Source organism: Massilia phyllosphaerae (genome assembly GCF_034659755.1).
In the GTDB taxonomy this organism is placed as follows: Bacteria; Pseudomonadota; Gammaproteobacteria; order Burkholderiales; family Burkholderiaceae_D; genus Telluria; species Telluria phyllosphaerae.
This window is the reverse complement of record NZ_JAXSQX010000004.1, coordinates 40236-57551: the sequence shown is the minus strand read 5'-3', so window position 1 is coordinate 57551 and position 17316 is coordinate 40236. Positions and strand designations below refer to the sequence as shown.

The window sequence follows — 17316 nt, the reverse complement described above, 5'->3', positions numbered from 1 at the left end:
AAACGACATGGGAAGCATTCTGGCATTGCAAACCACCGGCGGCGCCGACGTCACGATGTCGAGCCGCGAGATCGCCGAGCTGACGAAGAGTTCGCACGATAACGTTATGAAAACTATACGTCGCCTGATCGGGGAGGGTGTCGTTTCGGGGAACGAGACCCCGTACTATCATCCGCAGAACGGTCAGACTTACAGCGAGTTTCTGCTGTCGTTCCGCGACACCATGGTCGTCGTGTCCGGATACAGCGCGGACCTGCGTGCCCGAATCATCGATCGCTGGCAGGAGTTGGAGCGCGGCGCGCCGGCGGCGCCGGTACCGGCCCTGCCTCGCACCTTCGCCGAAGCACTGCGCCTAGCGGCCGATCAGCAAGATGTGATCACGGCGCAGGCCGAGCGACTGGCTGCCGCGGCGCCGGCCGTCGAGTTCGTCGAGCGCTACGCCGACGCCACGGGCACGAAAGGCTTCCGCCAGGTCTGCAAGCTGCTGGGCGCGAACGAGGCCCAGTTTCGTGAGTTCCTCATCGAGGAGCGGATCATGTATCGCTTGGGTGGCGAGCTGACGCCGCACGCGCCGCACATCGACGCCGGCCGCTTCTGCGTCAAGACCGGCACCGCGCAGGTCAGTGGCCACGCCTACAACGCCGCGCGCTTCACGCCGAAGGGCGTCACCTGGGTGGCAGGCGAGTGGGCCAAGTGGCAGCTGAAACAACGCGGGGAGGGCGCCCATGCTTAGCCACGAAGCCCTGCGCCAGGCCGCGCAAACCACGCCGGCCGTGCTTGTCCCATCCGACACGCTGCTTGAGCTGCTCGATCTGGCAGCGAAGGTAGAAAAGAAAACAAAAGTGGCCAAGGTGGCCCGCGAGGTCGACCCGAACGACGAGAAGTGCGCCCGCTGCCTGTTCGACCTCCTGCTCGAAACCATGCCGAAGGCGAAACAGCCGAACTTCAAGGCATGGGCGGAAGACGTCCGCTTGATGCGCGAGCGCGACGGCCGCAAGCGCAGCGAAATCTGTGAGCTGTTCCAGTGGGCGCAGGCGCACCGCTTCTGGCGCGCGAACGTCCGCTGCCCAGCAAAGCTGCGCGAGCACTGGGACGGCCTGTGGATCCAGCGCGAGACCGATGCTCAGCCGAAGAAGTCGGCCGGCAACTGGTGGGCGACCGACGAGACGACCCTCGCAAAAGGGCGAGAACTCGGTATCGCGCCGCGGTCGGGCGAGTACATGGGCCAATTCAAAGCGCGCATCGAGGCGATGCTCGACCCGGGCAACGAGCCGAAGGTGTCAGCCGCGCCCCCGGCCGCGCCACTTCCGGCCGCCGCGCCGCCGGTGCCGGTGCTGGTCGACCAGCCGGATCGGCGCGCACAGAAGCCCGAGGGGATCGGCGCTCTGAAAGACCTGGTGCGCAAAGTCGTTCTGCCGGCGAGGGCCGCATGACCGACCAGATCGCGGACATCTGCGCTCTGTGCAAGCACTTCAAGATGAAGGACTACCCGCAACACGCGGCAGTCGGCATCGGCCGGTGCCACGGATACGACAACGACCCGTTCACGAAGCTGAAAAACCCGTTTATCCCCTGGGGCATGAAGAAGTGCGCGCGGTTCGCGCAGGACTGGGCCGGCACGGTGAAGCGGATCGCATGGGTCGAAAAGCGACGAGCAGAGCAAAACAACAACGCAGCACAACCCGAAACGAAAGGATGGCATGAACGACACGAACGAGGCACCCGCCGGCGGCATCGGCGACATCAACAGCGCCGAGAAGGGTAGCGGCGCCCGCTTCAACGCCGGCAAGCCTGATTTCTCGCTGATCCCAATGGGCACGCTCGAAGACGAGGCGCGCGTCTGGATGTACGGCCGGCAGAAGTACGCCGCCTGGAACTGGACCAAGGGCATGGCATGGTCGGTGCCATTCGCCTGCGCAATGCGCCACATGGCGGCCTGGCAGCGCGGCGAGGAGTGCGACCCGGAATCCGGCCTGCCGCACCTGGCGCATGCGATGTGCAACCTGCGCATGCTGACGCTGTACTCGAAGACTTTCCAGCAAGGTGACGACCGGCCGGTGAAGGAGCTGCAGCCATGACGCAGACTCGCATCGGCTCGCTGATTGAAGCAGTCATCAATACGATCATCGGCTTTTCGATCAACTACTGCGCCAATCTGCTGATCTTCCCACTGTTCGGGTTCCACATCACACCCGGCGCCAACTTCCTGATGGGCTGCATCTACACAGTCATCAGCGTCGTGCGCTCGTACACGATCCGCCGCTGGTTCAACGCGAGGCTGCACCGGCTGGCCAGCGTGGTCGCGGCATCTGTGGAGGCGCGCCAGTGACGCAGCAACGAGCGCTCCAGGCGCTGGGCCGGCTCAAGGTCGGTCAGATGAACAAGACGGAGGCCGCCTACGCCGCCACGCTGGCCCAGCGGCAGTACGCCGGGGAGGTGGCGTGGTTCAAGTTCGAAGGGCTGAAGTTCCGTCTGGCCGACAACACGTTCTACACGCCCGACTTCGCAGTGATGCTCGCCGACGGCGCGCTCGAGGCGCACGAGGTCAAGGGCCACTGGCAGGACGACGCACGCGCCAAGATCAAGATCGCCGCGGACCTGTACCCGCTGCGCTTCGTGGCGATCCGGGCGAGGGCGAAGAAGGACGGTGGCGGATGGGCAACTGAGGAGTTCTGATAGGGCCTGATAGAGCCAACGAGGCATCAGCATGAACTTGGGAAATTTTAGAGGCAAAAAATAAACAGATCATTCGTTGGACACAACACTATTGTTTCAAATACAATATAAGTTATATTTGTAGAAACAAGGTGGCGGCATGGATTATGAAGAGTTCGATAAGGTACTGATGGGGGAAATTTGGTCCGGACGAAATACCATGGCTGTCTTCACCAAGGAGGGTAACGCCGTAAGGATTGCCGTAGAGTCGTATCGAAAGCGAGATCCTTGGCGCGGGCGAACGCCAGTAGTGCGGATCATCGAGCGGCGGCTTCAGGCGCTGCGCCAGGAAGGGCGGATCAAGTGGAGCGGTAGTGCTTGGGAAATCATCGACCGGCGAAAGTAGTGCCAGATCGGCGCCGCCTTGTATTCGCTGCGCTTCTTGGCGATCCGGCGCGCGAGTACGGCGCGAAGGCGGGCGGCGTACGCATTGAAATCGGTGTGCCGCTCGACCTGGAAGTAAAAGCGGCCTAAGCCGGCGGCAAGCCGCGCGCCGATCTGCGCGCGGTGATCTTGCTAGATTACGCAGACTTCTTGCGACGGCGCGCTACGCCGACTGCGCCGAGCGCACCGATTGCCAGCAGGGCCAGGCTGCCTGGCTCTGGGACTTGCGTCGGATCGTAGTACGGGACATCTCTCGACAGGACGTAATACCGTGGATCGTCCAGCCACGACAGCTCGTTTGCGGTTATCTCAACCTGCTTCGCTGTGCCTGAATAATACAGGTCGCTCGTAGGATAGGTTTCAGGGCGATATGCATTGAACGCCGGCTTGTCGGTGACGTGCATGGAGTAATTGAACGTGTCAGCGGTATCGCCAGCGCTGAACATTAGCCACATCCGGCTCTCGTTCGATTCACTTAAAAAGCTATAGGCATATAGGTTCGTTGGGCCATATCCAGTAAAGCTCGTAGTGGTCTCGATAAGCGAATTGCGGTGCCAGCTGTCACCGATATCCTGGGTGTAAAACTGAGCTACGCCACCCGCAATGTGGTAATACGCCACGGACTTGTCTTGGTCGCGGATGATCATGTAGCTACCGAAGGGCGAATACTGGGTAGGCGACGTGAGCTCGTACTTGAGATAACCCGCCGATGCATTCATTGAAAACAGCGCGGTCGCGGCGAGAGCGAGAACTTTCTTAAACATGGTAAACCCTAATTATTGGAAGACCCCACATTAAGCAATTGCCATGCCATGTAGATGTTCTATTTATTAATCAATCAGTTGAGCACCTCATCACGAATCGACAACGGATGAATGTAAAGTTATTCGACGGCAATATTTCGTTATAGGATCGCAATTTGAATCGTCACAAAAAACCACACGTTGCAATTTAGAAAACTTCGCGCAAGGCAATTTATTTTGTTGAGGGTGGTAAACTTCTTTGTGCTCGAACTCAGCCATACCACAGGAGATAGAAATGCCTTTCGAAGACCGCTACCTGAATGCACTGAACAGCACGAACCTGCTGGACGACGACAAGCATCACCAGACCGAAGCCCTGGCGGCGGCAGCGCTGGCGGACCTCTCCGGCGGGTCGGGCAGCATCTTCGGCAGCATGCTCGCGCGCGCCAAGATCGACGGTGTGCCGCGCGAAGCGATCGCATCCGGCAGCCACAGTCTGGCCGTCCTGCTGCGCGTGTGGAAGGAGGCGGTGTTCCAGAAGGGCAAAGACCGCAAGTGGATCCGGGTAGTTCAGCCGTGGGACATCCACGCGCTCGAAGGCATCTGCAATAAGATCGCGCTGCAGTCCCTGGCGCACTGGTTAGGCGGAGAGTGCTCGGTCTGCAACGGCACGAAGATCCACGCCGGGCGCAGCTGCACGCACTGCACCGAGACGCCCGGCCGCGAGCCGGTGGAAGGTAGTGGACTCCTGCGCGAGCGCATCAAGGACATGATCAGCGACTTGGAAGGCCTGCATCAGTCACACGCTGCGCGTGCCGGTGCCAAGATGCGTAGGACCGAACCCAAGTTGCAGGAGGCTGCATAATGGGCTGGAGCATCGGATACGACAGCACCTGGGAGCGTGACATCGGCTATGGCGTGTTGGCGCATTGCGATCACCCGGGCTGCACTGCCGAGATCGATCGTGGTCTCGGCCACGTGTGCGGCGACGATGTCTATGGCGGGGAGCATGGCTGCGGCCTGTTCATCTGCAGCGAGCATACGCACTCAAACCGACACCATCACCAGCTTTGTCAGCACTGCGCGGATCGCCGCCGCCGGAAGCTGCAGCCGTCACCGGATCATCCCGAGTGGATGCGATGGAAGCTCGAAGACGAAAGCTGGCAGCAGTGGCGCGACGAGAACCCGGCTGACGTGGAAAAATTGCGATCAGCACTCAACAGTATTGCGCAGCCGAAAAAACAGGCGTAAACTTCAGTCTTCCAATTCCCTCGGTCCAATGTAATGTGCGCGAAAGCGCCACCATAACCCGAGGCAGACGAGTATCCAGCCCGCAGTAAAGCCGGCGCTCGTCTGCAAATAAGCCCACCGCCCTGGTGGGCTTTGTCGTTTACAGCCCACTTTTCAGATAGAACTGGGGCGCGTGGTACTCGAGGGAGCTGGCTCTCAACATCAACCCACTACGGAGGCTGTATGAAAGAAGGCATCGGCGGCGCGTAGCCCCACCTGAAGCTGGTCATCACGTAGAAGCGCGACGAAACGCGCACGGGATCTCAGTTGCCCGATGAGTGCCGGAGTTCCCGCCCGGCGACACTCATAAGACGGCGCCACATGCACACGGAACACGACCCGGCATCGGCCGGAACAGGCGAGCGCTACCAGGCGCGCAACGTCGTCGGACGCTGTAACCGACTGCTTCATTGGCAAACCAGTGGCCACACCGCTACAGATAGTCAGCAATTCACTCAAGGGTGCCCAGCTTTACGAGAGGGCTAGGGCGCTACGAGTGAGGCCATCTTTAGCGGTGTGGCGGGAGCACCCTTTGCCGTCCAGAGTCTGCGTGAAACTAAGCCCTGGACGCTTCCGCCGCAACTTATCGCACGATGATGTCGAGCTCGCGGCCCAGTGCCTTGAAGGCGCCCGCCAGCGTGTCGATCTTCGTTGCGTGGCCCAGGTCGATGATGCGGTTGACCTCTTGAGGCTTGATGCCCATGAGGCGCGCCAGATCCGCCGGCCGGACCTTCTGGGTCAGCATCTCGTTCAACAGCAGGACCTTTGCGGACGCACTGAGCGGCAGATCGATGAGCCGCTCGCCGTCTTCGGGTGCTGATGGCGCAGGGACTGGCCGTCGGTCTTCGAAGTAGAAGTCCATCGCAGTGAGAAGCGCGTCGGCCGCCATCGCGAAGGCTTCGGCTTCATCGTCACCTTGGGTGATCGCTTCCGGGATATCGCGGAAGGTAACAACGAACCCGCCTTCATCGGCAGGGGTAAAGATTGCTGGATATTTCATAGTTGTCCTCATGGTGTTGCGGGCTACGTGAGTAGGTGGCTAGGCCACTGGTGTTTCTGGTGCGGTTCAGTCTGTGCTGCAAGCCCCTTCCGGGGCTCGCCTCACTTGAGTTTCAGTTTCTTTTTTACTCCCTCGACAAGGGGCATTTTCAACTCCTTGCTCGGGTGCCTTGGGAGGATGGTTTGTTCGCCGTTTAGGTAGACTTTCAAGTGGCTGCCACCTTCCTTGAATGTCGCTCCCTGCTGCTTCAACCACCTTACAAACTCACTCTGCTTCACCGCACCTCCTTGTTGTGTTGTCGATGTAGTTATAATAAACAAAAAAGTTTATATAAGCAAGCGTTTTTGTTTATTATTTCTGAGATATTTAGTCTCCTCCGCTAAGAGTCTCTTGGACTTCACCGCCTGTCGCAGCAATGCGCCGGCGGTTTTTTTATTTGAGGTACGCCGTGAGCGTTGAATCCGAACTGACCTGGTTGCGCGTCGTGATGCGGATGCTGCTGGAAGATGGCGTGGTCGAGCGCATGCGGCGGGCAGCATGAGCAAGATCGCCGACATCTATCGCGCCGAGATCCTGCGCGCCGTGCTGGGCCCGAACGCCCATGCTGCCAAGGTCGACAACCCTGAGCGCCTGCGCCAGATCGCCGAGCACCTGGCCGATAGTGAGCTGGCTCAGTCTGCATTGCAGGCCAAGGGTTATGGACGCGGCGGCCGAACCTTCCTCGAACTGACGCGCGAGGTTCCCAGCTACACGCCCGGCATGCTGGCCCGGATGTTCGCACCGCGCACGCCGGCGCAGTACCCGATGCCGGCAGCGGGCCGCGCACCATGACTGGCCTGACCTGGGTTGCATTGGGCGCCTCGCTCGGCCTCTTGGTTGCACCTGGCCTAGCCTTCATCGGCGTACTTGCCCTAGTGCTGACCCTGATCGATCGCCGCCGCTATGTGCGGCGCTTGCATCGGATGCGCCGCGGCTGAATCAACAACTGGAGTTCGCGATGTTCCAAGTCACCCTCATTCTCGCTTGCGTCCTGTGCGGTGCAGGCGGTTTCGCCGTTGCGGCTTGGTCCATCCACTACACCCGCAAGCACGTAGCTGCGCAGTCGGCGCAACCATGCTGCGTCCAAGGTGCCGATGTTCAGATGGGCGCCAGCGTGGATCTCGCGGCATTCCAGAAATTTACTGTAGAAGAAGTGGCCCGCGCTTTCGGCGTTCCGGCTCACCTGATTCGCGACGTCGAGTTCGGCCGTGAGTTCGAGCACTGGCAGGTGCGTGAAGCCCTGTCCCAATGGACTTTTGATGCCTGGCAGCGCGCGCGTACCGAACAGGCGCACCGCGAGTTCATGGAGCGCACGGCTAACCTGCCACCTTGCGACGCCAGCATCGAGGGCGTTGCGCGCTACATGGGCGCGCCGATCTGATGCCCAAGCTGCAAACCCTTAAGCCGCGCCTGCAGGCTGCAGGCAGTCGCTTGCCGGTGTTGACGCCGACGCGACCTGATACCGTCGAGCGCGTGCGCGGCTGGCGTGGCGTCAAGGACCGGGACCGCATACGCGAGCGTGACTGCGGCCTGTGCCAGGAATGCCTGCGCAGCCACCGCACGTCCGTCGGCGTGGCGGTCGACCACAAGAAGCCGCTGTGGGATCACGGCAGCGACGACGACTCGAACAAGGAGCTGCTCTGCCAGCCCTGCCACGACGCAAAAACGGCGCGCGAGGCCCGCGATCGGGCGCGCCGCGGCCTGTAGTGCCAGCGGGGTAGGGGCTAGTGTATCCCTAGGGCAACGTTCCGAGCCGACACCGCACTGTCTCTCACGCGCAGAAAAAATCCCCCCTGGAGGAATTTGTTAATGGCTTTAACAGGCAAAAAGCGAGCCTTCGCCGATGCCGTTTTGGCCGGGTTCTCGAATAAGGAAGCGGCGATTCGGGCTGGCTTTAGTGAAAAAACTGCGTCGGCCGCCGGGTCCCGAAATGTTAAAGACCCGGATGTTAAAGCCTACCTCGAAAAGCAACGCTCGGTCGCCGCCGGGAAGGCTGCCGCCACTGGTAAGAGCGCGCCGCCCGCTATGCCGCCGGGCGATGACTTGATTGACATTCCGCCAACCGCCGACCCGATCGAATTTCTCACCACGATCATGAACGAGCCGCTGGCGGATCTCCGGTACCGGATGGATGCCGCCAAAGCGATGCTGCCGTTTAAGCATCAGAAGCTGGGTGAGGGCGGCAAGAAAGACCAGAAGCAGGATGCGGCTGCGAAGGCGGGTGCTGGCAAGTTTGCCGCGACCGCGCCTCCGAAGCTTGTCGCAGCTGGTGGAAAGAAGGTCTAAATGCCGGATTGGACAACTGCTTGCCCGGATTGGGCAGCGCGCCTGCGCGCGGGCGAAACGATCATTCCGCCGCCGATCTTCCCAGATCAAGCCGAACATGCGCTCGCGATATTTAAGCAGCTCAAGATCGTGGATGCGCCTGGCAGCCCGACGTTTGGCGAGTCCTGCGCGGAATGGGTCTTTGATTTGGTGCGCTGCATCTTCGGCGCCTACGACGCCGAGAGCGGCCGGCGATTGATCGTCGAGTTCTTCGTGCTTTTGCCGAAGAAGAATTCGAAATCCACCGTTGCAGCCGGCATCATGATGACCGCGCTGATCCTGAACTGGCGCAAATCGGCTGAATTCTCGGTGCTTGCTCCCACAGTAGAGGTAGCGAACAACGCGTACAAGCCCGCATGGGACATGGTGCGGGAGGATGAGGACCTCGAGGCGCTGATGCATGTGCAGGCGCACGAGAAGAAAATCACGCACCGCGAGAGCAATGCGATGCTCAAGGTGCTCGCGGCGGACCAGAACACGGTAGGCGGCAAGAAGTCGGTGGGCACGCTGGTCGACGAGCTTCACCTGTTCGGCAAGATCTCCAGCGCCGAGAACATGTTCCGCGAGGCGCTGGGCGGTCGCGCGTCACGGCCGGAAGGCTTCGTGATCTGGCTGACCACGCAATCCGACGAGCCGCCAGCCGGCGTATTCAAGCAGAAGCTAGACTACGCGCGCAAGGTTCGTGACGGCGAGATCGTCGATCCGTCCTTCGTGCCGATCATCTTCGAGCATCCGCCCGAGATGGTTGCGTCAGGCGAGTGCCTGCTGCTGGAAAACATGGCGATGGTGAACCCGAACATCGGGTTCTCAGTCGACCAGGCATTCCTTGAACGTGAATTCAAGATTGCTGAGCAGGCCGGTCCCGAATCGTTCCGCGGCTTCATGGCCAAGCACGCGAACGTCGAGATCGGCATGAACCTGCGCTCCGATCGATGGGCTGGCGCCGATTGGTGGGCGCAGCAGGGCGTACTAGAGAAGACATTTTCACTGCAGGACCTGATCGAGCGCTCCGAAGTGGTCACGATGGGCGGCGACGGCGGCGGCCTGGACGACTTGCTGGGGCAGTACGCAATCGGCCGGTGTAAGACAACTCGCCGCTGGCTCGGCTGGGCGCATGCCTGGGCGCACCCCTCAGTGCTGGAGCGGCGCAAGGAAATCGCGCCGCGGCTGCAGGACTTCGCGCGCGATGGGCACCTGACGCTGGTCGAGCACATTGGGCAGGATACCGAGCAATTTGCCGCCAACGTTGCCATGGTCTACGAGGCCGGCGTGTTGGACAAACTCGGGCTGGACCCGCAAGGCATTGGTGCCATCCTCGATGCACTCGAGATGAATGGCGTGCCCGCAGATAAGGTCATCGGCATCACCCAGGGCTGGAAGTTGACCAGTCCGATCAAGACGGCTGAGCGAAAGCTTGCCGAGGGCGTGCTGGTGCATAGCGGTCAGCCGCTCATGGCTTGGTGCGTCAGCAACGCCAAGATCGTGCCGAGTGCGAATGCCGTGCTGATCACGAAACAGGCTTCGGGTACCGGGAAGATCGACCCGCTGATGGCGATGCTGAACGCGGTCTACCTCATGTCGCTCAATCCCGAGCCGGCGCAGACAACATCAATTTACGACGAGGGCGTACTGATATGAGCTTTCTCGACTACGCGACCCTCATCGCTGGCGTCCTGGGCCTGGCAGCCATCACGATCGGCGCCGGCATGATTTTCCTGCCGGCCGGGTTCATCGTCGCCGGCGCCGGTCTGGTGGCCTGGTCGTACATCGTCGCGCGCGCCGGTGCAGGCAGTAAAGGATAACGATGTTCGCCAAACAGTTTTTCGGCTCGCAGACAGCCTCAGGTTCCGGCGGCTGGCTGTCCGGTCTTGGCGGCGCCCGCTCCGATGCCGGCCCGCTCGTGACTGTCGAGTCGGCTCTGGCGCTGACTGCGGTGCAGAACTGCGTCAGCCTGCTCGCTGAAAGCATCGCCCAGCTCCCGCTCGACATCTTCCGTCGCCTCGAAGACGGCGGCCGGGAGTCGGCCAAGGATCACGCCCTCCATCGGATTCTCGCCTTTCGCCCCAACGGGTGGCAGACGCCCCTGGAGTACCTCGAGCAAAGCCAGATGAAGGCCGGCGCGCGCGGCAACTCGATCAGCATCATCGCGCGCGACAGCGACGGCACGGTCACCGACCTGCTGCCGGTGCCGACGGAGTCGGTTCAGGTGCTCAAGGGTCCGGACCTGATGCCGTACTACCGCATCGACGGCCAGGACCCGATCCCGCAACGGATGGTGCACCACGTGCGGTGGTGGAGCCTGAACGGCTACGTCGGTGTCTCGCCGATTATGCTGCATGCCAATGCGATAGGGCATGCCCAGGCCATCCAGCAGTACGCCGGCAAGTCGTTCCTGAACGGCACGGCGCTGTCGGGCGTGATCGAGCGGCCGAAAGAGGCGCCGCCGATCAAAGACCAGTCGGTAATCGACCGAATCACCGATCGCTGGCAGCAGATGTACGGTGGAGCGGGGAACGCAAAGCGCGTCGCGATGCTACAGGAGGGGATGACCTTCCGCGCGCTTTCGATGACCAACGTCGATGCCGAGCTGATCCTGGCGCTGAAGCTGGCCAATCTTGACATCGCGCGCATCTACAAGGTGCCGCCGCACATGATCGGCGAGCTGGACAAGGCAACGTTCTCGAACATCGAGCACCAGGCCATCCAGTTCGTCATCTACACGCTGCTGCCGTGGATCAAGCGACATGAGCAGGCGATGATGCGCGACCTGCTGCTGCCGAGCGAGCGCGACGAGTACTACATCGAATTCAACGTCTCGGGCCTGCTGCGGGGCGACCAAGCGTCGCGCTATGCAGCGTACGCCGTGGCCCGCCAGTGGGGCTGGTTGTCCGTCAACGACATCCGGCGCCTGGAAAACATGCCGCCGATCAAGGGCGGCGACACCTATCTTCAGCCGCTGAACATGGTCGACGCAGCCAAGCCGCTTCCGACCACACCGCCAAAAGCCAGCGCCGAGGCAGTAGCAGAAATCGAAGGAATCCTCGCATGAAAAACCGTTTCCGCATCGCCGGCATGATCTTCAATCAGCCGCTGATGGTGACCGAGGCGATGCTGGACCAGGCCGCGGCCTGGGCGAACCAGCAGATGAGCCTGAACATCGTCAATCTGAGCGTTAACGGCGCCCAGCCGCAGATGATGGAAGACGACGAGTCGGTTTACGAGACCGCGGCGTCGCGCGCCGAGGCAGCACGGCGCCAGTCGATTGCCGACACCGGTGTGGCCGTGATCCCGATCCACGGCGTCCTGGTCAGCCGCAGCATGCAGATGAACCCCTGCGAAAGCATGACCAGCTACGAGCAGATCCGCGCGCAGGTCAGTGCGGCGCTGGCCGACCCGGCCGTCGAGCACATCGCCTTCGACATCGACAGCCCTGGCGGTAGCACGACCGGTGCGTTCGAGTTGGCCGACTTCCTGTTCGAAGCGCGCGGCGTCAAGCCGATGAGCGCGATCGTCAACTTCAGCGCCTACTCGGCCGCCTACCTGATGGCCTCGGCCATTGGCGACGTCTCGATGTCGCGCACCTCCGGCGTGGGGTCGGTCGGCGTGATCGCCAAGCATCTGGACCAGTCGGCGCGAAACGAGCAGATGGGCGTGAAGGTGACGACTATCTACGCCGGCGCGCACAAGAACGACATGAGCCCGCACGAGCCCCTGACCGAGCAGTCCGCCAAATTCCTGAACGACATGGTGCAGAACTACTACACGCAGTTCGTGGATGCGGTTGCCCGGTATCGCGGCATCGACGTCGGCGCCGTGCGCGGCACCGAGGCTAGCGTGATGCTCGGCCAGGCCGGCGTCGACGTCGGCTTCGCTGACCGGATCGAGACGCCGCAGGCTGCCGCCGACCGCATCGGCGCCCAGGCCCGCCAGGCGCGCGCTGCGCGCACTTCGAAGCAAACTTCCATCGGTGCCCGCGCGAAAGCGATGGCGCTCCAGTCCCAAATTTGACCGCGTTCGCGGGACAAGCAACCAAGCCACCTTCGGGTGGCTTTTTCTTTTCTAGGAGAGGCAAATATGCCAACCATCAACGAGCTCCGCAGCGAACGCGCCAAGGTCAACGCCAGCGTCCAAGCTCTGGCCCAGATCGAAGCCGGCGGCGGCACCCTGACCGCTGAACAGCTGACCGAGTTCGCCGGCCTGCAAGCCAAGTTCGGCGAGCTGACCGCACAGATCACCCGCATGGAAGCGGCCGAGACCATCGCCGCCGCCGCCGCGGTACCGGTGGACCGCGCGCTCAACGCCGCGCACCAGCCGGCCCCACCGCCCGCCGGCGCCGCGGCAAGCATGCCGGCTCGCCCTCGCACCCCGGAGCTGCCGGGTTCGGGCATGTCGCGCATGGTCCGCGCGCTGGTCGTCGCCGGCGGCAACCAGCAGGTCGCAGCCAAATTCGCCATGGACAACCAGTTCGGCGAAGACGTGGCGATGGCACTGAACACCCTGACCCCCGGCGCCGGCGGCGTCCTGGTCCCGGCGAACATGGCCCGCGAAGTGATCGAGCTGTGGCGCCCGCAATCGGTCGTGCGCCGCCTGGGTGCCCGCTCGCTGCCGCTCACCAACGGCAACATCACCCTGCCGCGCCTGAAGGGCGGCGCAGTGGTCGGATACATCGGCAGCGATACCGACATCCCGACGACCGGCCAGACCTTCGACAACCTGAAGCTGTCGGCCAAAAAGCTGACCGGCCTGGTCCCGATCTCGAACGACCTGCTGGCCTACGCTGGCACGAGCCCGAACGTCGACAAGCTGGTCGTGGACGACCTGACCGGTGCGATGAGCTCGCGCGAAGACAAGGCATTCATCCGCGACGACGGCACCCTCGACACCCCAAAAGGCCTGCTGTCCTGGGCGCTGGCCGGCTTCAAGATCGTCGCCTCCGACGGCGCCACGATCCAGAAGGTCGAAACCGACCTGAACAAGCTGATCCTGTGCCTGGAAGCCGTCAACGCCAACATGGGCGCACCGGGCTGGATCATGTCGCCGCGTACCTTCCGCTTCCTGGAAGGCATGCGTGACGGCAACGGCAACAAGGTCTACCCGGAAATGAAGGACGGGAACCTGAAGGGCTATCCGATCGGCAAGACCACCCAGGTGCCGAACAACCTGGGCGCCGGCTCGAACGCCTCGGAGCTTTACTTCGTCGACTTCAACGACTGCTTCATCGGCGAGGACGAGACCCTGCTGATCGACTACTCGAAGGAAGCGACCTACAAGGACGACCAGGGCAACATGGTCAGCGCCTTCCAGCGTGACCAGACCCTGGTCCGCGTGATCGCAAAACACGACTTCGGCCCGCGCCACGTCGAGTCGGTCGCCATCCTGACCGGCGTCACCTGGGGCGCGTAACGCGACCTGATTGCCGACCCGCTGCGGTGGGTCGGCTTCATCCATTCAATAGGAACTGAACATGAAATCGGTCGAATTCCTCAAGCCCTGGAAGATCTACAGCCCCGGCGACGTTGCCGGCTTCGAGGCCGAGCAGGCCAAGCGCCTGGTCGACGGCGGCGTCGCCAAAGAAGTCGCGGCTGAAGAAAAGCCTGCTGAAGAAAAGCCGGCGAAACCGGCGAAGTGACCCCATGAAGCCCGAAACCGCCGCCTGGCTCGCCGGCGTGCGCGCCGGCCGGCGGCTTCGGTTCGTTCGAACATCCTGTCGGAGATCCGCATGATCCACCTGACGATGACCCCACAAACGTCGGCCATCCGTGCCTACGACCAGCCAGGTGGCTACGAAAACCGCTTGCCTTACCTGGCCATCGTCACGGTGACGCACCTCACCGACAAAGTCGTCTACCTCCATGGCGCTGTCGGCAAGGTCGATCGCGAGACCTGGGAAAAGACGCTTGACCTGCTGCGCGCCCATGGCGCCACCACGGTGATGCTCGAGCGGCACGGCGTCATGAAGACCATCCAGCTGTAACCGCAACACCCTCTAAGAACACTTTTCCGAGCTGCCGGCGCCGTCGCCGCGCGGCTCGTCGACCTATGAAAGGCCGCCATGTCTTCGACCGCATACGACAGCTACCTGGACGACGTCCTGGCCGGGAACATCACCAAGGGCGACACCTACTACGTGATGCTGGTCGGCTCGGGCTACACCGAGAACAAGGGCGCGCATACCAAGCGCTCGGACATCAGCAACGAGGTGAGCGGCACGGGCTACACCGCCGGCGGCCAGGCCATCGCGCCGACCTTCACGAAGGACACGACCAACCACCGCGTTGTCGTCACGTTCCCGCAGGTCGCCTGGGCCAACTCGACCATCACCGCGCGCAAGGCCGTGTATTACAAGCGCCGCGGCGGCGCGGCATCCGCTGACGAGCTGGTCTGCGTCGACGACTTCGGCGTCGACGTCTCTACCAGCGCAGGCACGTTCACCCTGAACGCGACCACCATCACCATCAATACTCCGGCCTAAAGCATGAAATTTCCCGAGCGCGTAAGAGTTGCAACGACCGGCGTCGGCACAGGCCCGCTCACCATGGTCGCGACGGCCGTTTCGGCCGAATTCCAAACTGTGATGGCCGCCGGCCTTGTGGTCGGCGATACCTTCACCTATTCGGTCGGTCTCGCTGGTTCGGCTGAATGGGAGTGCGGCGTTGCCACCATCACGACCATCAGCAACGGCACCGCGACATTCTCGCGCACGCCGACCGCAAGCTCGAATGGCAATGCGGCGGTCAACTTCAGCGCCGGCACGAAAGAAGTCGTCGCCACGCCGCTCGGCGCCACGCTGACGAAGTGGGAAAACGGCACCTCGACACGGCTGGTGTTTGCATCTTCCCTGTGCGCGAGCGACAGCACGCTCGGCATGACGCCGGGCGTCGGCGCAAACCAAGCCGCGAAGGCGCAGGCGCTGCTCGACCTGGCTGCGAACGGCCCGCTGACGCTGCTTTGGGACGTAGCATGCAGTCTCGGCTCGACGCTGCGTGTGCGTAGCAATACGACTATCAAGGCACTGCCGAACTGCGGCGCCGTCATGCTCGCCGCAAGCAATGTGCCGATGTGGCGCAACTACAACCCGACGAAATCGCCGGGCGCCATCATCGATCAGAATATCCGTTTCGAGGGCGGCATCTGGCACGGCAACCTCGGCACGATGACGGCGAACGACCAAGTCACGCTGTTCGATTTCTACGGCGTGAACACCATTTCGGCTGGCGGCGAGATCGAATTCCGCAAGCCGGCAGGGTTCGCATTCCGCGTCACGAACGGCGTTCGCATCACGGTAGACGGCTACGTCGTGGACCATGGCGTCGGCAATACGCTAGTGAGCACGGACGGCATTCATATCAACGGCCCGGCCAGCCATATCCGGATCGCGCGCGGCCGGCACTACAATGGCGCCGACGACGGCATCGCCCTGAATGCAGACGATGGCTGGGGCGCGATCACGCCGGGTCCGCTGGACGGCTCCTATGGCCCGATTACCGATGTGACCATCGAGGACATCGAATTCCAGACCTACGTTTGCGGCGTGCGCCTGCTCTCCGGTGGGTCGCTCATCGACAACGTCAGCATCAGCAACATCAAGGGCAAGACCGGCGCCTATACCTTCATTGCCGACAATTTCAACCCGGCGCAAACGCAGCAGACCGGGCCTGGCAACATCGGCACTGTCCGGCTCAGCAACGTCGCCACGGAAAACGTTCCGGTCAGCGGCTGGGGCAAGATGGCCGTTCACCTCAACTGCAAAATTGGTCAGTTTATTTTCGAGAACGTCACCAAGAACAAGCTCAACAACGAACTGTTCCCGGCGCTGCGCATCGGAGAAAAAGCCGACATCGGCCAGCTGGTGATCGACAAATACATCAGCCGCCCGAGCAACGGCGCCACCTACCTGACGAAGCAAATCCACTTCGTTGCGGGCTCCAAGGTTGGCCAGGTGGTGCTTTCCAACTCGGCTTTTTACGCACCGTCCGCAGTATCTGGCTGCCCTATCGTTGTCGAGAGCGGGGCGACAATCGATCAGATGGTGCTGAGCGGGAACATCGGCCGAAACTTCACCGATTTCGTGGAGAACAACGGCACCATCGGCAACTTCATCGCGCCGGCGGCGAGCAACAGCATGACTACGCCGGCCGTTCCCACTGGCTGGGTCACGCAGAGCGGCACGCCGTGGGGCGCCTCGACGGATTCGAGTGCGATCACGTACAACGGCCCGGTTCCTGGCGTGATCGCCTCGGCCAAGCAGGCCGCCAACGATACCTTCTACGGCAACGTGAAGGTGAAGGCGCGCCTCCGGTTTGCAACGCATACCACCGTCACTCAGCATGCGGCCATCCTGGTGCGTGGCTCTAGCCTGGTGCCATATAGCGGCGTCAAAAATTTCATCGGCATGGACATCGCGCTGAACCAGAGCGGCGGCGGCGCCGTCAAGTCGCTGAAATCTGTCAACGGCGTGCAGAGCAACATCAGCCAAGAGATGAGTGTCGGCGCCAACCTCGCCACGGCGACCGACTATGACATCGAGTTCAATGTCAAATCGTCCAGCGCGAGTCAGCATCAGGTTGACATTTATATTCAGCGCGTGTCCGACCAGAAGTGGCTCAAGTACGACAACACCTGGTCCGATACGAAAGTTCCGGCGCGAGGTGATGCTCATGCCGATGCTAATTTGCCGCCTGTGTCTGGCGAAGTTGGCGTCTACGCCTACGACGAAGGGGATAGCCAGCATACTGGTGATGGCGTCACGCCGACCATCAGTTTCTCCAACTTTACTGTCGCGGCAGCGTCTTAAGCCATGATCGGATACTCGCCCATTGG

Annotated in this window: 25 protein-coding genes; 22 read left to right on the top strand and 3 right to left on the bottom strand. The window is 62.0% G+C overall.

All coding sequences use genetic code 11. The annotated features are described in order from the left end of the window. Nucleotides 1-7: 7 nt before the first annotated feature. From U1H99_RS16110 to U1H99_RS16080, 7 genes are all read left to right on the top strand, one after another. Nucleotides 8-733: a phage antirepressor KilAC domain-containing protein gene (locus tag U1H99_RS16110; protein WP_323142743.1), complete on the top strand. Its 726-nt coding sequence runs from the start codon at nucleotides 8-10 to the stop codon at nucleotides 731-733. Continuing rightward, nucleotides 726-1433 (top strand): phage replication protein O, encoded by a 708-nt coding sequence (locus tag U1H99_RS16105; RefSeq protein ID WP_323142742.1) that lies wholly within the window; start codon nucleotides 726-728, stop codon nucleotides 1431-1433. Before U1H99_RS16110 ends, U1H99_RS16105 begins: the two co-directional genes overlap by 8 nt. Further along, a complete protein-coding gene (locus U1H99_RS16100) occupies nucleotides 1430-1765 on the top strand; it encodes a hypothetical protein (protein ID WP_323142741.1) in 336 nt (111 codons plus the stop codon). Before U1H99_RS16105 ends, U1H99_RS16100 begins: the two co-directional genes overlap by 4 nt. Beyond that, complete coding sequence (locus tag U1H99_RS16095) at nucleotides 1701-2078, top strand: dATP/dGTP diphosphohydrolase domain-containing protein (RefSeq protein WP_323142740.1); 378 nt, start codon at nucleotides 1701-1703, stop codon at nucleotides 2076-2078. Before U1H99_RS16100 ends, U1H99_RS16095 begins: the two co-directional genes overlap by 65 nt. Continuing rightward, nucleotides 2075-2329, top strand: a complete 255-nt coding sequence (locus tag U1H99_RS16090; protein WP_323142739.1) for a DUF7220 family protein — start codon at nucleotides 2075-2077, stop codon at nucleotides 2327-2329. Before U1H99_RS16095 ends, U1H99_RS16090 begins: the two co-directional genes overlap by 4 nt. Continuing rightward, complete coding sequence (locus U1H99_RS16085) at nucleotides 2326-2676, top strand: PDDEXK family nuclease (RefSeq protein ID WP_323142738.1); 351 nt, start codon at nucleotides 2326-2328, stop codon at nucleotides 2674-2676. Before U1H99_RS16090 ends, U1H99_RS16085 begins: the two co-directional genes overlap by 4 nt. A 139-nt stretch (nucleotides 2677-2815) precedes the next feature. Next, nucleotides 2816-3061, top strand: a complete 246-nt coding sequence (locus tag U1H99_RS16080) for a hypothetical protein (RefSeq protein WP_323142737.1) — start codon at nucleotides 2816-2818, stop codon at nucleotides 3059-3061. A 175-nt stretch (nucleotides 3062-3236) separates the two neighbouring features. Here U1H99_RS16080 and U1H99_RS16075 read toward each other — a convergent pair whose 3' ends face one another. Beyond that, nucleotides 3237-3863, bottom strand: coding sequence for a PEP-CTERM sorting domain-containing protein (locus U1H99_RS16075; protein WP_323142736.1), 627 nt, complete (start codon nucleotides 3861-3863; stop codon nucleotides 3237-3239). A gap of 274 nt (nucleotides 3864-4137) precedes the next feature. Here U1H99_RS16075 and U1H99_RS16070 point away from each other — a divergent pair, with 274 nt between their 5' ends. After that, on the top strand, nucleotides 4138-4707 hold the full coding sequence (locus U1H99_RS16070; RefSeq protein WP_323142735.1) for a hypothetical protein: 570 nt from the start codon (nucleotides 4138-4140) through the stop codon (nucleotides 4705-4707). Beyond that, nucleotides 4707-5093, top strand: a complete 387-nt coding sequence (locus tag U1H99_RS16065) for a hypothetical protein (RefSeq protein ID WP_323142734.1) — start codon at nucleotides 4707-4709, stop codon at nucleotides 5091-5093. Before U1H99_RS16070 ends, U1H99_RS16065 begins: the two co-directional genes overlap by 1 nt. Nucleotides 5094-5715: 622 nt before the next feature. Here U1H99_RS16065 and U1H99_RS16060 read toward each other — a convergent pair. Both U1H99_RS16060 and U1H99_RS16055 read right to left on the bottom strand, forming a co-directional pair. Beyond that, on the bottom strand, nucleotides 5716-6132 hold the full coding sequence (locus U1H99_RS16060) for a type II toxin-antitoxin system HicB family antitoxin (protein WP_323142733.1): 417 nt from the start codon (nucleotides 6130-6132) through the stop codon (nucleotides 5716-5718). Between the two features lie 101 nt (nucleotides 6133-6233). Beyond that, nucleotides 6234-6410: a type II toxin-antitoxin system HicA family toxin gene (locus U1H99_RS16055; protein WP_323142732.1), complete on the bottom strand. Its 177-nt coding sequence runs from the start codon at nucleotides 6408-6410 to the stop codon at nucleotides 6234-6236. A 259-nt stretch (nucleotides 6411-6669) separates the two neighbouring features. On the opposite strand from U1H99_RS16055, the gene U1H99_RS16050 reads away from it, so the two are divergent. The 13 genes from U1H99_RS16050 (at nucleotide 6670) to U1H99_RS15990 (ending at nucleotide 17290) form a co-directional block, all read left to right on the top strand. After that, entirely contained in the window at nucleotides 6670-6963 is a 294-nt protein-coding gene (locus U1H99_RS16050; protein WP_323142731.1) for a hypothetical protein, read from the top strand. 166 nt (nucleotides 6964-7129) lie between these two features. Next, a complete protein-coding gene (locus U1H99_RS16045; protein WP_323142730.1) occupies nucleotides 7130-7552 on the top strand; it encodes a hypothetical protein in 423 nt (140 codons plus the stop codon). Next, nucleotides 7552-7878: an HNH endonuclease gene (locus tag U1H99_RS16040; protein ID WP_323142729.1), complete on the top strand. Its 327-nt coding sequence runs from the start codon at nucleotides 7552-7554 to the stop codon at nucleotides 7876-7878. Before U1H99_RS16045 ends, U1H99_RS16040 begins: the two co-directional genes overlap by 1 nt. Before the next feature lie 102 nt (nucleotides 7879-7980). Then, the gene (locus U1H99_RS16035) at nucleotides 7981-8457 is read left to right on the top strand and encodes a terminase small subunit (RefSeq protein WP_323142728.1); all 477 of its coding nucleotides are present in this window, start codon (nucleotides 7981-7983) and stop codon (nucleotides 8455-8457) included. After that, the gene (locus tag U1H99_RS16030; protein ID WP_323142727.1) at nucleotides 8458-10134 is read left to right on the top strand and encodes a terminase large subunit; all 1677 of its coding nucleotides are present in this window, start codon (nucleotides 8458-8460) and stop codon (nucleotides 10132-10134) included. Next, nucleotides 10131-10298: a hypothetical protein gene (locus U1H99_RS16025; protein ID WP_323142726.1), complete on the top strand. Its 168-nt coding sequence runs from the start codon at nucleotides 10131-10133 to the stop codon at nucleotides 10296-10298. The genes U1H99_RS16030 and U1H99_RS16025 overlap by 4 nt, the downstream gene beginning before the upstream one ends. Nucleotides 10299-10300: 2 nt before the next feature. Then, on the top strand, nucleotides 10301-11545 hold the full coding sequence (locus U1H99_RS16020) for a phage portal protein (protein WP_323142725.1): 1245 nt from the start codon (nucleotides 10301-10303) through the stop codon (nucleotides 11543-11545). Then, on the top strand, nucleotides 11542-12504 hold the full coding sequence (locus tag U1H99_RS16015) for a S49 family peptidase (RefSeq protein WP_323142724.1): 963 nt from the start codon (nucleotides 11542-11544) through the stop codon (nucleotides 12502-12504). The genes U1H99_RS16020 and U1H99_RS16015 overlap by 4 nt, the downstream gene beginning before the upstream one ends. A gap of 66 nt (nucleotides 12505-12570) precedes the next feature. Continuing rightward, nucleotides 12571-13899: a phage major capsid protein gene (locus U1H99_RS16010; RefSeq protein WP_323142723.1), complete on the top strand. Its 1329-nt coding sequence runs from the start codon at nucleotides 12571-12573 to the stop codon at nucleotides 13897-13899. 61 nt (nucleotides 13900-13960) lie between these two features. Beyond that, a complete protein-coding gene (locus U1H99_RS16005) occupies nucleotides 13961-14125 on the top strand; it encodes a hypothetical protein (RefSeq protein ID WP_323142722.1) in 165 nt (54 codons plus the stop codon). Between the two features lie 90 nt (nucleotides 14126-14215). After that, nucleotides 14216-14470: a BRCT domain-containing protein gene (locus U1H99_RS16000; protein WP_323142721.1), complete on the top strand. Its 255-nt coding sequence runs from the start codon at nucleotides 14216-14218 to the stop codon at nucleotides 14468-14470. Between the two features lie 78 nt (nucleotides 14471-14548). Then, the gene (locus U1H99_RS15995; RefSeq protein ID WP_323142720.1) at nucleotides 14549-14968 is read left to right on the top strand and encodes a hypothetical protein; all 420 of its coding nucleotides are present in this window, start codon (nucleotides 14549-14551) and stop codon (nucleotides 14966-14968) included. Between the two features lie 3 nt (nucleotides 14969-14971). Further along, nucleotides 14972-17290 (top strand): glycoside hydrolase family protein, encoded by a 2319-nt coding sequence (locus U1H99_RS15990; protein ID WP_323142719.1) that lies wholly within the window; start codon nucleotides 14972-14974, stop codon nucleotides 17288-17290. Nucleotides 17291-17316 lie beyond the last annotated feature (26 nt).